At 56.1% G+C, this 14,497-nt stretch carries 11 protein-coding genes; 4 read left to right on the top strand and 7 right to left on the bottom strand.

The window, feature by feature from the left end; genetic code table 11:
- Positions 1–20: 20 nt before the first annotated feature.
- The 7 genes from BUE18_RS07285 to BUE18_RS07250 all read right to left on the bottom strand — a co-directional run bounded on the left by BUE18_RS07285 (position 21) and on the right by BUE18_RS07250 (position 9,331).
- Positions 21–611 (bottom strand): transposase, encoded by a 591-nt coding sequence (locus BUE18_RS07285; RefSeq protein WP_073474431.1) that lies wholly within the window; start codon positions 609–611, stop codon positions 21–23.
- Between the two features lie 1,227 nt (positions 612–1,838).
- Positions 1,839–4,469, bottom strand: a complete 2,631-nt coding sequence (locus BUE18_RS28430) for a mechanosensitive ion channel domain-containing protein (RefSeq protein WP_244549292.1) — start codon at positions 4,467–4,469, stop codon at positions 1,839–1,841.
- 23 nt (positions 4,470–4,492) lie between these two features.
- Entirely contained in the window at positions 4,493–5,533 is a 1,041-nt protein-coding gene (gene corA / locus BUE18_RS07275; protein WP_083610835.1) for a magnesium/cobalt transporter CorA, read from the bottom strand.
- Positions 5,534–6,253: 720 nt separating this feature from the next.
- Positions 6,254–6,610, bottom strand: coding sequence for a helix-turn-helix domain-containing protein (locus BUE18_RS07265; protein ID WP_073474425.1), 357 nt, complete (start codon positions 6,608–6,610; stop codon positions 6,254–6,256).
- Positions 6,582–6,869, bottom strand: coding sequence for a type II toxin-antitoxin system RelE family toxin (locus BUE18_RS07260; RefSeq protein WP_073474423.1), 288 nt, complete (start codon positions 6,867–6,869; stop codon positions 6,582–6,584). The genes BUE18_RS07265 and BUE18_RS07260 overlap by 29 nt, the downstream gene beginning before the upstream one ends.
- 441 nt (positions 6,870–7,310) lie before the next feature.
- Positions 7,311–7,685, bottom strand: coding sequence for a hypothetical protein (locus BUE18_RS07255; protein ID WP_073474421.1), 375 nt, complete (start codon positions 7,683–7,685; stop codon positions 7,311–7,313).
- Positions 7,686–7,768: 83 nt separating this feature from the next.
- On the bottom strand, positions 7,769–9,331 hold the full coding sequence (locus tag BUE18_RS07250; RefSeq protein ID WP_073474419.1) for an acyl-CoA carboxylase subunit beta: 1,563 nt from the start codon (positions 9,329–9,331) through the stop codon (positions 7,769–7,771).
- A gap of 209 nt (positions 9,332–9,540) precedes the next feature.
- On the opposite strand from BUE18_RS07250, the gene BUE18_RS07245 reads away from it, so the two are divergent.
- From BUE18_RS07245 to BUE18_RS07230, 4 genes are read left to right on the top strand one after another with little or no spacing between them, the layout of a single operon-like run.
- Positions 9,541–10,230, top strand: coding sequence for a TetR/AcrR family transcriptional regulator (locus BUE18_RS07245; protein ID WP_073474416.1), 690 nt, complete (start codon positions 9,541–9,543; stop codon positions 10,228–10,230).
- 1 nt (position 10,231) lies between these two features.
- A complete protein-coding gene (locus BUE18_RS07240; RefSeq protein ID WP_073474415.1) occupies positions 10,232–11,416 on the top strand; it encodes a beta-barrel domain-containing protein in 1,185 nt (394 codons plus the stop codon).
- Positions 11,413–13,356 carry an ATP-binding cassette domain-containing protein gene (locus BUE18_RS07235; protein ID WP_073474413.1) on the top strand — a complete coding sequence of 648 codons (1,944 nt, stop codon included), beginning with the start codon at positions 11,413–11,415 and terminating at the stop codon, positions 13,354–13,356. The genes BUE18_RS07240 and BUE18_RS07235 overlap by 4 nt, the downstream gene beginning before the upstream one ends.
- Positions 13,353–14,495, top strand: a complete 1,143-nt coding sequence (locus BUE18_RS07230; RefSeq protein ID WP_073474411.1) for an ABC transporter permease — start codon at positions 13,353–13,355, stop codon at positions 14,493–14,495. Before BUE18_RS07235 ends, BUE18_RS07230 begins: the two co-directional genes overlap by 4 nt.
- The last annotated feature ends 2 nt before the right edge of the window (positions 14,496–14,497 follow it).

The following is a 14,497-nucleotide window of genomic DNA, read 5'->3' as shown; positions in this document are numbered from 1 at the left end:
GTAATGCTTTTGATATTAATCTAGGCCGGAAGGTTGTCTTTTCGGTTCATTGAGAATGGGTTGTACTTGTCCAGTTCCCACTGGGCGGGATTATTGGCAATGTATTCCCGAATTGAATGTAAAGACTCCTCTTTGCGAATAATGTGGTCGTAAAAATTCTGTTGCCACAGTTTTCCGTTAAACCGCGGCCACCCCAGTTGATTCACACCATCAATATATTTTCTTGTCGTCAACGTCTTGAACCTTCGCACAATGTCCGAAAGCGACATTGCCGCGAGGTATCCCTGTGGGCGCCCTGATTCCGCCCCTCTTTGATTACAGTCTTGCAGTGAGGATTTTCTTTCCAAGATTATGATGCCATGAATGTGATTGGGCATCAGCACAAAAGCGTCCAGTCTCACTCCTGGGTATCGGCTGGGGATCTCCTCCCAAATTTGGCGCACCATCTTTCCTGCATCACTGGGAACTGTCTTCCGGTTAACAACTTGGCCCAGCAGGCAGGCTTTGTCCTGAGTGCAGATGGTTATATAATAAGCGCCGGGACGCGAGTAGTCATAGTTCTTTAAACGGATTGATTTATGTCGGTAAGATTTGTTCTCCCTGTCAGCCATGCTTTTCTCCTTTTCAGGCGTTAAGCATACTTTTTGGTTGCATCCAGCACTTTTACCATTTACTTCAGCAGGCACGGGGGCCTGCGGCTACACTGCCAAGGGCAGGCGCGGGGCCTGCAAATACACTGCAAGGGCAGGCACGGGGGCCTGCACTACATTGTTAAAGGCAGGCACGGGGGCCTGCACTACATTGTTAAAGGCAGGCACGGGGGCCTGCAAATACACTGCAAGGGCAGGCGCGGGGGCCTGCAGCTACACCGTCATGGGCAGGCGCGGAAGATTGAGCGGCATTGCCTGGTGATTCAAGCGTTGGGCTTGCCGCTGCACTTGAATTCAACCATGGCGCCTTAATACACAATGTAGCGGCGCCCCCCTGTGGGCGCCCACTAATGCGCATAGCGCGTTTGGGCAAAACAAATCGTACACAACCCCGCTATGATAAGCACAATGATCAAGGCCCAGCCCTTTTGCCTTTTGTTACAGCAGGCACGGGGGCCTGCGCTGCATTGCAAGGGCGGGCGCGGGGGCCTGCGCTGCACTGCAAGGGCAGGCGCGGGGGCCTGCAGCTACACCGTCATGGGCAGGCGCGGAAGATTGAGCGGCATTGCCTGGTGATTCAAGCGTTGGGCTTGCCGCTGCACTTGAATTCAACCATGGCGCCTCAATACACAATGTAGCGGCGCCCCCCTGTGGGCGCCCACTAATGCGCATAGCGCGTTTGGGCAAAACAAATCGTACACAACCCCGCTATGATAAGCACAATGATCAAGGCCCAGCCCTTTTGCCTTTTGTTACAGCAGGCACGGGGGCCTGCGCTGCATTGCAAGGGCGGGCGCGGGGGCCTGCGCTGCACTGCAAGGGCAGGCGCGGGGGCCTGCAGCTACACCGTCATGGGCAGGCGCGGAAGATTGAGCGGCATTGCCTGGTGATTCAAGCGTTGGGCTTGCCGCTGCACTTGAATTCAACCATGGCGCCTTAATACACAATGTAGCGGCGCCCCCCTGTGGGCGCCCACTAATGCGCATAGCGCGTTTGGGCAAAACAAATCGTACACAACCCCGCTATGATAAGCACAATGATCAAGGCCCAGCCCTTTTGCCGTTTGTTACAGCAGGCACGGGGGCCTGCAACTACACTGCCAAGAGCAGGCGCGGAGGACTGCAACTACATTGCGAAGGCGGGCGCAGGGGCATGCGCTGCATTACAGCTATGCTTTTGCCCCGGCTGCTAATCCTTTTTGGATTCGGGTTCAGGCGCTTGAAGGCCGCCCACATCTTTTTCCCCCTCTTGTTTCTGTTTGAAAAACCCATCCGTATTTTTAAACGCCGCCGCGGTTTTAATGTGCAGGTCGCGCTGGGGAAAGGGGATTTCGATCTTGCGTTCCCGGAACAGGCGGTCGATTTCAAAGCGCAGTTCGGTTTCCACGGACAAAAAATAATCCACATGGGACCAGAACCGCACCCGGAACATGAGGGAGCTGTCGCCGAAATCCGTAAACAGGACGTCCGGTTTGGGGCGTTTGTAAATCCTGGGATTTTTGTCCACCACTTCCTGGAGGGTGTCCCGGACCAGGACGATGTCCGAGCCGTACGCCACGCCCACGTACAGATTGCGGCGCACCTTGGGATCTTTGAAGCTCCAGTTGGTCACCTGGTTGCTGATCATGTCGGAGTTGGGGATGATGAGGGACGCGTTGTCGTAGGTCTGCACCACGGTGGAGCGGACGTTGATTTTTTTGACCTCGCCCCAGGTTCCGTTGACCTCCAGGATATCCCCCACCTGGATGGGCCTTTCGAACAAAAGAATCAGGCCGGACATAAAATTGTTGAATATGGCCTGCAGCCCGAACCCGAGCCCGATGCCCAAAGCGCCGAAGACAACGGCCATGGACGTGCTGCTGACTCCCAACAGGGAGAGGGAAAGCAAGATGCCTATGGTCCAGATGGCGTAGGAAGCCAGGGTTGTCAGGGACTCCTGAAAACCGGTCTCCAGGCCGCTGTCCGCCAGGAACTTGTTCCTGAAGAGGTCGGCGAACACCCGGGCCAGGGCGTGGGTGCACCAGAGGGCCAGGACGGCGTATAAAATCCCCAGGATGCTGATGCTAATGCTGCCAATGACAATTTCACGGCTGATAACGTCAAAAATCACGGCAAAGGCTTTGCGATCCACGTCCCAGGCCGCAAACAGCAGGGAGCACCCGGCCAGAAACCAGCCCAGAAAGCCCATGCGCATGGTAAGCCATCGCACGGGCCGGGAGTCTGTACTTTGCTCTTCCTGCACGCTTTTTTCATGCTCCCTGATCTGGAGGCGCCATTCATGGAGCACGCCGAATGAGGCGAAGGCGCCGAGGGCCGTCCACACGGTCAAGCCCCAGGAGGCCAGCCAGTAATGGGCAAAATAGGCGTAGGCCCGAAATTCCGCAATCAGGGCGACCAGGGCTATTCCAAACCCTGTCAGGGCCAGGCCTTTGGCCACTGCGTGCACGCCTTTGGTTCGCACGGTCCATCGCCAGGCCAAGCCCGCCCAGATCATAACGCAGACTGCGATGACTACCCTGCTGAGCACGGCCAGGCCGCCTTCCACGCCTGAATTCCACCAAAGGACGGCATAGACGATCAAAAGGAATCGCAGCATCCTGGCCATTTTTTCAAATTTGCCAAAGGGGATGGAAAAGGAAAGCAGTTCCGGAGTCATGCGGGCCAGGCAGATGGCCCATCCCGTGACCAGCCAGACGATCAGGGAGGCTTTGACCGCCTTAAGCGTGGTTATGGAAGGCCAGGAGGCATGAAGCTTTTCGTATCCGAACAGGAAAAGAATAAGGCAGACGAGAACCACGCTCTGATTAACCAGGATCATGCCGGTCCAGCTCCACTTTTGCCGCTCCCTGTTGATGACGCTTTTCCGGGTGTCCAGCAGTTTACGCGCTCTTCGGCCTATCAGGTATGCAACACCAAGCGTGAAAAAGAAAAACAGCACCGCTGACCATACGACGTATTGTGCGCCTCCGGGGACCACTTGGCTCCAATACTCCGCTTGCAAGGGATGTTTGAGTTTAAAGGCCAGTTCGTCCAACTCCCCCCAGACGGTCTGAAAGCCTATGACGCTCCTGAACGGGGAGGATTTCTGAAAGACGTCCAGGTTTTTGGTTCGGGCCGACCTGTCTCGTAATTGCTGCAAAAAGTCGGAAAAGGCGTTGTTCACCTCTTCAAAAGAGGCGATGCGGCCGTTGTAAATCCCTTCTATCTCCTGGAGTAAGGACTCCAGGGCGCCCAGGCTTTCCAGCAACGCGTCCAGTTCGTCCAAAGGAGGAGCGGCGGCCTGATTTCCCTGTCCCGCCTGGTTGGCGAGGGTCTGGCGCTGCTCACGCCATCTTCTCAAATGCTCCTGGGCCTGCCTTTTTGCGGAGGAGTATTTGGCCATTTCCGCTCTGAGGTCTTTCAGGCGGGAGGAAATGTTAAAAGAGGCGATGCGCTGGCCGGAATAGAGTTTTTGCAAGTCGTTGACATGGGCGTCGTCCAGCAGCAGCACCTGCTCGTACGCGGCTAATTGAAGGCGATAGGAATTCAGCTCGGACTGGCAGGCGTCCTCCAGGTCTTTGAGGGCTGAAAGGCGCGCCTTATACATCTCCCGCTCCGCCTTAACCTCCTGTTGGCTTTTGCCGATGTTTTCCTGCATATCTGCATAGATGGAAGGCTTTGTCGCAATCAGGCCTTCCGGAGGAGCCGTTAAGACCGAGTCTTCGTCATTGGGGCCGGATAAGGCCGTCCCCGGCCAGGCGAGAAAACCCGTCAGGATAAGCGCGAGAAACGCCCCAAGAAGGAAAAAACAACGGGGGTAAGTATTTTTTCCGGCAATCATGCTTTTCACCATATCACCTTTGCTTACAGCCACTTTTTCTTTTTAAACCACCAGACCATGCCAAGGCCCATGATAATCACGATAATCCAGAATACGGGATAGGCCGCTCTCCATTCCAGTTCGGGCATGTATTTGAAATTCATGCCGTAGACGCCCGCCAAAAAGGTCATGGGAATGAATATGGTCGCAATGACCGTGAGCACCCGCATCACGTCGTTCATTTTATTGCTCAGGCTGGAAAGCTGCGTATCCTGAATGCTTGCCAGCATTTCCCGGAAATTCTCCACGGTGTCCGTCAATTGAGCGGCATGATCCAGGACGTCCCGGAAAAACACGGAAACCTCCCTGGAAACCAGCCCGGAATCGCTCCTTTGAATGCGGCCGATCATTTCCCGCAGCGGCCAGACCGACTTGCGCAGCCTGAAGACCTCGCCTTTCAGCGCATGAACGCCATGGATGGTTTCTTCGTCGTAATCTTCCAAAGCGCTCTCTTGAAGCGCCTCCAACTGCTCGTTGATTCTTTCCATCACATGATAATGGCTGTCCACCACCATGTCCATAAGCGCATAGCACAAATATCCCGCCCCAAGCCTCCTGATGCGCCCCTTGCCCCGCAGGATGCGCTCCCTGGCGGAATCAAACAAAGGGCTTGGGTTTTCCTGAAAGGAAATCACATAGCCGGGCCCCAGGATCAGGCAAATCTGTTCGTCTTGAGGATGCATGGCGCGCAGGGTCACAAAGATGTAATCCCCGTAATCCTCCACCTTGGGCCGCTGCAGGGTGTGCACGATGTCTTCCGTCACCAGAGGATGAAGCTGAAAAATCCTGCCCAGGTTTTCCACCAGGGCAAGGTCATGCACCCCGGTCACCTGTATCCACGTTACGCGATCTTTATTCTCAGGAACCGTTATCTGCAGGTTGCGGACGTCCACGGAAACTTCCTCCGCTTCCTGCTCCGAGTATTGAATCATGGAGACTGCCGCCTCGCCGGCCTGCTCCTTTCCCACATAGACCATGGTTCCGGGCGGCAGCCCCGCCTTTTTGGACGCACGAATTTTCAGCATGTTCCTCCGGTTTTCCGTTCAAATAATCTGGAGCGGCGCCATAGGCGATTATGGCGCCATCCACTACGGCGAATATGACGCTTCGGGTTTTCAACCATTATATTATGAAGATATGCGATTTCGGGCAAGGGAAAAATCAGGATGGCACTAACCAAGGCGGATCATCATACAGGATGGCCCAGGCATGCAATGCCTGGGGCCGGAGGCCAAAAGGCGCGGCCTGGAAGAGTGTGGAAATCAGGGACGGCCGGCGGGCGTTTGGCGTTAATTGAATCCCTTTTTTTGGTTTTGGATGGAACACTCGCCCGCAGGAATACTATGGTTTCTTTCAACTAACAGGTCGCACCTTTTGCGCTTCGCGCCAAGGCGGGATACGGATAGGGCTGCCCACCGACAGGCTGTTTGGGCGATGGTGAGTTTGTCGGGGGATTGCAGGTTGCATTTGTTGGGTTTCGCAAGCTCAACCCAACCTACGTCTTTTCTTGTAAAAATAGCAGGTTGGATAGAGAGTGCAGAAAATTTTCCAATTGCGGGTTTGTTGGGTTTCGCAAGCTCAACCCAACCTACGTCTTTTCATGTAAAAATAGTAGGTTGGGTAGAGAGCGCAGAAAATTTTCCATTTGCGGGAAGGCTGTTCTTGCCAAAGAATAGAGTCGAGATGCAAAAAAGCATAACTCGAAACCCAACATCAGGCAGCTTCAATGAAACAGGCTGATATTTTTATAAAAGAGTTCGATAATCGGCGTTGAGGGCCTGGGCCAGGCGTTTGGCCCGCTCCCGGCCGATGGTGCGCTTGCCGCGCTCCATTTGGGAGATGTTGCTTTGGGGGATTCCTGTGAGGTCAGATAATTGCTTCTGGGTGAGGCCTTCCCGGTAACGCAAGCCGGATAGGACGGCGCCCGGCAATTCATCGTCTGAATACTCGGAAAAAACCTCGCGCCACGGCGTGGATTCCTCCACGTCCCTGAAGCCCAGAGACTCCAGGGCTTCCATGGCCTTCTCCAGGTTCTTGGCGGGACCGACAGCCCGGATCGAAACATAGGCCTCTTTAGTACGGCGCTTTTTCGTGGGTTCCAACGTAGATTACCTCCACAATGCGGATTTTCTTGTCCGTGACTTCCCACACCGCCACATAGGTGGGCTGACCCTTTTTTAAATGGCAATGATGCCTGGTTTGGGACAGCTTGCCGTAGTTGGGCCAACCGGCGGCTGCAGGGCCATTGGCTTCAATATCCTGGACAAGAGCGATCAGGGATTGCCTTGCCCGCCCGGGCAGTTTTTCGGCGCCTTTTCTCGCCTTTTTGGAAAAGAAAACCTCCCAGCCTGTTTTCTTCAAAATATACCTCCTATGGATATATTGTCAATACAGTATTATGGGCTCCTTCTGAACTATAACCAAGTTGAGTCGGGGTCATACTTCGCCTCTGTCACCTCTGCCATTTTGACAAGGCCTTTTGGCTTCGGACAATATTACGCGCATTTCTCACACTATTTCAAACTGTTAAACCCCATATATGAGATATATAGTATCTGTAAAAATAGAAGGTTGAGTAGAGAAGTCCGCCTTAAGACCGCTACGCCGGCAATAGGGTCTTTGGACTTCGAACCCAACATCATAGGTCCGTCAAGGCGCATTTTGAACAAGCGCTGGGAAGTTTTTTTTATTGAGACCGATCGTTAGACAGGGCGGCCCAGGCATGCAATGCCTGGGGCCGGAGGCCAAGAGGCGCGGCCAGGAAGAGTGTGGAAATCAGGGACGGCCGGCGGGCGTTTGGCGTTAATTGAATCCTTTTTTTTGGTTTTGGATGGAACACTCGCCCGCAGGAATACTATGGTTTCTTTCAACTAACAGGTCGCACCTTTTGCGCTTCGCGCCCAGGCGGGATACGGCTAGGGCTGCCCACCGACAGGCTGTTTGGGCGATGGTGAGTTTGTCGGGGGATTGCAGGTTGCATTTGTTGGGTTTCGCAAGCTCAACCCAACCTACGTCTTTTCCTGTAAAAATAGTAGGTTGGGTAGAGAGCGCAGAAAATTTTCCATTTGCGGGAAGGCTGTTCTTGCCAAAGAATAGAGTCGAGATGCAAAAAAGCATAACTCGAAACCCAACATTCAGGCGCTGGATTGGCTGCCGGAAATAATTCTCAAAAGCCATTTGCTCCGCCCCCAAAAAGCAAAGCCCGCTCCGGACAGGGGGCGGGCTTTGCAGGAAGATCCGTTAATACAAAGGCGTCGGCATTAGAACTTGGTGGGCCAGTTGGCCAGCTTGTGTTCGCTGATGCCCCCCTTTTTGGAGTCCAGGCAGACGTCCAGGGCCTTGGTGATGTAATTGCGCGTTTGAGCGGGGTCGATGACGTCGTGGATGGTGTGCATGCCCGCGGCGCCGAAAGGAGAGGCGTCGTCCACCATGGAATCCACCATGCCCTGCCATTTTTCCTTATCCTGTTTGGTTTCGGGCTCTTTGCCGCCGAAGACCACGTTGGCGGCGATTTGCGGATCCACAAAGCTCATTTCCGCCGTGGGCCAGGCCACCAGAAAATCGGCGCCGCATCCGGAGCCGCACATGTTCCAGAAAGCCATGCCGTAGGTCTTGCGGACGATGATGGAAATCTTGGGAACCGTGACCAAAGCCAGGGCGTTCATATAATTCATGACCCGTGCGGCCACCCGGTTGCGCTCCGCCTTGGTCCCGACCAGAAAACCGGGGATGTCGTGCATGAAAACCAGGGGAATGTTAAAGGAATCGCACAGGCACAAAAAGCTGATGACCTTGTCAATGCCGTCCGTGTCCATGGCCCCGGCCTGGAAAGAAGGCTGGTTGGCCACAAAACCAACAACCCGGCCGTCCACGCGGCCCAGGGTGGTGATGACGGTCTTGCCGAAATCCCCCTTGATGGGGAACAGGCTGTCCTTGTCCACTATGCGTTTGAGGATCTTGTGCATGTCGTAGGCGCGATTGCGTTGTTCAGGCAAGAGATCCAGGATCGTGTCCATTTCCTCGCCTGAGCCTTCGGGAACCTCCGCCATGGGCGGCAATTCCTCATTGTGGGAAGGCATGTACGAAAGAAACCTGGAGATGATTTCAAAGCAGTGCTCGTCGTTATCGGCCACGGCGTCGGCCATGCCCGTAATTTTGGAATGCACCTGCCAGCCGCCCAATTCCTCGTCCGTGACCTTTTCGCCCAAAGCGATTTCCAAAACCCGGGGGCCGGAAACGCCCATGCCCGAGCCTTTCACCTGCACCACAAAGTCGGCAAGGCAGGCCATCCAGGTGGGCATGCCGTAACACTCGCCCATGACGCCCGCGATCATGGGAGACTGGCGGACGCGGCTCATGGCCCACAAAAAGGTTTCCATCCCGCCGCCGCCCACGGAGGCCAGGCCTTTGGAGCCCATGATGTCGGGCATGCGGGCGCCGCCGGATTCCCCCAGATAAATAAGGGGATGGCCGCGTCTGGCGGACATAATCTTCAACTCGGTTTCCTTTTTGCCCGCCACCCGGCTGGTGGTGGCCGCCAGGACCGTAAAATCGTTGGCCAGGACGATCACCCGGCGGCCGTCGACCTTGCCGTAGCCCGCGATCTTGCTGTCCGCGGGGGTCTTGTCTTCCATGCCCGGCATGTCCGAATGATTGAACATGCCCACTTCAAAAAAGGAATCCTCATCCAGGAGTTTGGCAATGCGCTCCCGGGCGCTCAACCTGCCTTTGGCGTGCTGTTTGGCGACCTTGTCCGGCCCTCCCATGGCAAGGGCTTGTTCACGTTTTTGAGCCAGTTTTTCCATTTCTTTTTCAAAGGCCACGGCGATTACCTCCCGGATTCTATGTTGATTTATATGGGGCTTAAGCCCGCGGATTGTTCCGAACGATCGTTCGGTTTTTTCATAGCAGATGCCGCCGGCAATGTAAATGTTTGGAGAAAGAAAAAATGATGCTGTCCAGGCCTTGACAGCTTTAAACGTTTGTTTTAAATTTTTGTTTAAAACAACCTTTTAAGGTACAGAGGATTGCCATGACAACGGATAAAAAAAACACCAAGGAAAAAATTCTGGAAGCCGCCGGGGAGGTATTCGCCCAAAAAGGGTATGCAGGCGCCACAGTGAGGGAGATTTGCGATCTGGCGGGCGCCAATGTGGCTTCGGTGAATTACTATTACGGGGGCAAGGAAGGGCTGTACAAGGATTTGTGCCATCATTTGTTCGCGGAGGTCTTTGACCAATTTCCGGTTACAAAGGACTTTCCGGAAGGAACTGGTCCGGAGGAGCGTTTGGCTTTTTTCGTGGAAGGCATGTTGAATCGTTTGCTGGAGCATGTCCAGGAGGGCGGACTCCCGAAAAAATCACAGCTTTTAGCCAGGGAGTTGGCGGCTCCGACCAAGGTGATGGACAGCTTGGTGGAGACCTTCGTCCGCCCAACGGCCGGTCAGGCCCTGGACCTGATCCGGCGGATTCTCGGCCCGAATGTCCCTGAGAAGGAAGCGGCCAAATGCCTGCTGAGCATGGTGGGCCAGTGCGTTTATTATAGTTTGGCCCGGCCCATTTTCTCCCGGCTGGAGTTGTTGGACTTGAACCAACCGGGCATTGTTCAGGAATTGGCTGAGCACATCACCCGTTTTTCACTGGGCGGCATGGCCGCCGTGCGGCGGGAAGCGGAAGGCGATACAGTTTCGGGCGCAGGCGGGGGCCGGGAAGGGATGGCGTGACATGAAGAAAACAGTGCGGTTGATCATTCTTGTTTTGATTGTCGGCGGCGGTTTGACGTGGGCTTTCTTCTTTCGGGAAAAGGACGATCCCAACCTGATCAAGATGTCCGGCAACATTGAAGTGGTGCAGGTGGACCTGGGTTTTGAGCTTTCGGGCATTTTAGCGGAGCGGCTGGCGGACGAAGGCGAAACCGTATCCAAGGGCGATTTGCTGGCGCGGCTGGACGACAGCAACTATATATTGCAGGTGCAGCAGGCCAAGGCGGAGTTGGGATACGCCCAGGCGGTCCTGGAGGAGTTGGAGGCGGGCAGCAGGCCGGAGGAAATCGCCCAGGCCAAGGCCATGGTTTCCCAACGGGAGTATGCGCTCAAGGAGTTGCTGAGCGGAAGCCGGGCTCAGGAAATAAAGGAGGCTGCGGCGGCTTTGGATCAGGCCAAGGCGGGGGCTCTGGCGGCGGAAAGCAAGGTGGCTTTGGCCAAGGCCGATTACGAGCGGTATCACAAAATTTTTGAGTCGGGCGGCATCAGCATTCAGGCCGTGCAGACTTACGAAACCCAGATGGACATCGCCCAGCGGGGTTTTGAGGAGGCCAAGGCCCGGGTTCAGGCGGCCAATGAGCGCCTGCACCTGGTCAAGGAAGGGCCGCGCCAGGAGTTGATCCGTCAGGCTCGGGCGGCTTTGGAGCAGGCTGAGGCGGATTACGAGTTGGTCAAGGCCGGCCCCCGCAAGGAGAATATCGCCCAGGCCAAAGCCCGGGTGGAGTCCGCCGGGGAGGCCGTGAAAATCGCCGAAAAACGGGTGCGGGATTCCTTGCTGAAAGCGCCCTTTGACGGGGTGATTTTGGCTAAGTCGGCCGAGCCGGGGGCCTATATGAACCCTGGAACCCCGGTGGTCACCCTGGCCCAAATGGATCCTGTCTGGCTGCGCGCCTTTGTGAGCGAGCGGGATCTTGGCCGCATTCGTTTGGGCATGGAGGTGGAGGTTTCCACGGACGCCTATCCCGGCAAGAAATATCCGGGCGCATTGAGTTTTATCAGCAGCGAGTCGGAATTTACGCCCAAGTCCGTCCAGACCTTTGAAGAACGCCTGAACCTCATGTATCGGGTGAAAATCGAATTATCCAACCCGGACATGGCCCTCAAACCGGGCATGCCCGCGGACGCCGTCATCAGGATCACGCAATGAGCCAGTCCACGCCGTTCATACAAGCCCGATCCCTGGTGCGCCGGTTCGACGGCCTGACGGCCGTGGACGGGCTGAGCCTGGAGGTGAAGGCCGGGGAGATTTACGGCCTGGTGGGGCCGGACGGCGCCGGCAAGTCCACCACCCTGCGCATGCTGGCCGGCATTCTGCCCATTACGGAAGGCGGCGCCAGCGTGGCCGGGTTTCATCTTCCGGGGCAGGAGTTTCCCGTGCGGGACCATTTGGCTTACATGAGCCAGAAATTCGGCCTGTACCCGGATCTTTCGGTCAAGGAAAACATTGATTTTTACGCGGACCTGTACGGGGTTCCCAAAAGGGGACGCCAAAGTCAAATGGATGAGTTGCTGGACTTCAGCAACATGCGGCCCTTTAAAAAGCGTCTGGCCGGCGCTCTTTCCGGCGGCATGAAGCAAAAACTCCAGTTGGTTTGCGCCCTAATCCACACCCCCAGGGTGCTGCTGCTGGACGAGCCAACCAACGGCGTGGACCCGGTGAGCCGGCGGGATTTCTGGAAGATCCTCTACAGGCTTCTGGCCCAGAAAGTAGCCATTCTGGTCAGCACCGCCTATCTGGACGAAGCGGAGCGCTGCTCCCGGGTGGGATTGCTGAATCAAGGCAAATTGATCGCCGAAGGCAGGCCCGACGAAATCTGCAAGCCCCTGGAAGGCAAAATCCTGTCCGTTCGCACCTCCAACCCCTGGATGGCCAATCACATTCTTCGGGAGAAGACGGCGGACGCCCGGGATGTAAACCTGTTCGGGGATACCGTGCATGTGGTTTCGCAGGATTTGGACGGCGCCGCGGCCCAGGCCAGGGACGTCCTGGAGACGGCGGGCGTGGCCATCAAGAGCATGCGCAAAATCACGCCCAGCCTGGAGGATGTTTTCATCCGAACCCTGGTTAAGGAAGCGGAGGAAAAATCCTCCTCCCCCGCCCCTGCCGTTAGGGAGGAAAATCCGGAAAACGGCAAGGAGCTCTCCGTGGAAGTTAACGGGCTGACCCGCCGGTTCGGCAATTTCGTCGCCGTGGATAACATCAGCTTTTCCGTGCCCAAGGGGCAGATTTTCGGATTCCTGGGGCCCAACGGAGCGGGCAAAAGCACGACTATCCGCATGCTGTGCGGGCTGCTGGCCCCAAGTTCTGGGACGGGAACTGTTGCGGGCCGGGACGTCAATACCCAGACCGAGCAGATCAAGATGAACATCGGATATATGAGCCAGAAGTTCTCGCTATACGAAGACCTGACCGTGGAGGAGAACATCCATTTTTATGGGGGCATATACGGGCTTAAGGGAAAAATCCTGGAGGAGCGCAAGGAATGGGCCGTGGCGATGTCCGGGCTGGAAGGCAGGGAAAAGCATCTGACCGGGCTGTTGGCCGGAGGCTGGAAGCAGCGCCTGGCGCTGGCCTGCGCGGTGCTGCACAAGCCGCCCATCGTGTTCCTGGACGAGCCCACCAGCGGGGTGGATCCTTTAAGCAGACGCAAGTTCTGGGACCTGATATACGAAATGGCCGGCCAGGGCGTGACGGTTTTTGTGACCACCCATTATATGGAGGAGGCCGAATATTGCCACCGCCTGGCGCTCATCTACAAGGGCCGCATTGTGGCCATGGACGCCCCGCATCGGCTGAAAACCCAAATGTTGGATGTATCCGTGCTGGACGTGCGATGCCGGCGGCCCCAGGAGGTCATCGACGCCATTGCGGCCATGGAGGCAGTGCAGGACGCGGCCTTGTTCGGGGCGGGCCTGCACGTAAAGACGGGCGATCCTGACAAGGCGAAAAAAGCCATCACGGATCTGCTGGAAAAAAGAAACCTGGGAACGTTCACCGTGGAAAAAATCCTCCCCAGCATGGAGGACGTGTTCGTCTCCCTGATCGAATTGGAAGATCGCAAGGAAGAACAAGGCAGGGCGGCATGAAAGGCTTTAAGTTCCAAAGAATGAGGGCCGTGGCCCGCAAGGAGTTCATCCACCTGATAAGGGACTGGCGCAGCCTGGCTTTGGCCATCGCCATTCCCGTATTTTTGATCGCCATATTCGGTTGGGCTTTGACCATGGATCTGTCGGACGTGCCCACGGTGGTCTGGGACCAGTCCAACACGCCCCAGAGCCGGGACTATTTGAGCCAATTCCAGGGCTCGCCCTATTTTTCCGTCAAGTACGGCGTGGACAACTACCGGGACATCCAAAAATACCTGGATACGGGCCAGGTGATTGTGGCGCTGGTCATCCCCTGGGATTTCGGGGATCGCATCCTGGCAGGCAAAACCGCGGACGTCCAGGTGATTGTGGACGGCGCCAACACCAACAACGCCAGCCTGGCCATGGGCTATTTGACCAACCTGAGCCGCATATACAACAGCAAGGTCCGGGCGGTGAGAATGGCGGGGAGGCATCTGGGCGCAACGCCGGGCCAGGCCGTCATCGAACCTCGAGCGTGGTACAACGCGGACCTGAGAAGCCGGAACGTGATCATTCCCGGCATCATCGCCCTGGTTATGGTGGTTATCGCCGCCATGCTCACCAGCGTGACCGTGGCCCGGGAATGGGAAACCGGCGCCATGGAGCAATTGATCAGCACGCCCCTGCGGGTTCCCGAACTGGTTCTGGGCAAGATTACGCCCTATTTTGTGGTGGGCCTGACCGACGTGGCCATAGCCGTGGCCATGGGGCGGTGGATTTTCCATGTGCCTATGCGGGGCAATCCCGGGCTGCTGGTCCTGGCGTCCTCCATCTTTTTGCTGGGCGCCTTGTTTTTCGGCCTGCTTTTGAGCATCGCCTTAAAAAGCCAGGTGCTGGCCAATCAGATCGCCATTTTATCGGGATACATGCCCACCTTGCTGCTATCCGGTTTTGTGTTCGGCATCCACAATATGCCGCTGCCCATCCAGGGAATCACTTATATTGTTCCGGCAAGGTATTTCATCGCCATGCTTCGCGGGATCTACCTGAAAGGGGTGGGGCTGGAAATCCTGTGGTTAAACGGCCTGCTGCTGACGATCTACGCCGCGGCCATGATGATTTTAGCGCATAAAAAACTCCGGCTTATGCTGGACTGACA

The organism is Desulfatibacillum alkenivorans DSM 16219 (assembly GCF_900142135.1).
Lineage (GTDB): Bacteria > Desulfobacterota > Desulfobacteria > Desulfobacterales > Desulfatibacillaceae > Desulfatibacillum > Desulfatibacillum alkenivorans.
Note: the sequence above shows the minus strand (reverse complement) of the source record. Positions and strands in the feature narration are given on the sequence as shown.

Coding starts and splice junctions, on each gene's coding strand:
- corA (WP_083610835.1), bottom strand. CDS start 5,533: ATGCTGAAAATTCGTGCGTCCAAAAAGGCGGGGCTGCCGCCCGGAACC.
- BUE18_RS07285 (WP_073474431.1), bottom strand. CDS start 611: ATGGCTGACAGGGAGAACAAATCTTACCGACATAAATCAATCCGTTTA.
- BUE18_RS28430 (WP_244549292.1), bottom strand. CDS start 4,469: ATGATTGCCGGAAAAAATACTTACCCCCGTTGTTTTTTCCTTCTTGGG.
- BUE18_RS07255 (WP_073474421.1), bottom strand. CDS start 7,685: ATGGCTTTTGAGAATTATTTCCGGCAGCCAATCCAGCGCCTGAATGTT.
- BUE18_RS07240 (WP_073474415.1), top strand. CDS start 10,232: ATGAAGAAAACAGTGCGGTTGATCATTCTTGTTTTGATTGTCGGCGGC.
- BUE18_RS07230 (WP_073474411.1), top strand. CDS start 13,353: ATGAAAGGCTTTAAGTTCCAAAGAATGAGGGCCGTGGCCCGCAAGGAG.
- BUE18_RS07235 (WP_073474413.1), top strand. CDS start 11,413: ATGAGCCAGTCCACGCCGTTCATACAAGCCCGATCCCTGGTGCGCCGG.
- BUE18_RS07245 (WP_073474416.1), top strand. CDS start 9,541: ATGACAACGGATAAAAAAAACACCAAGGAAAAAATTCTGGAAGCCGCC.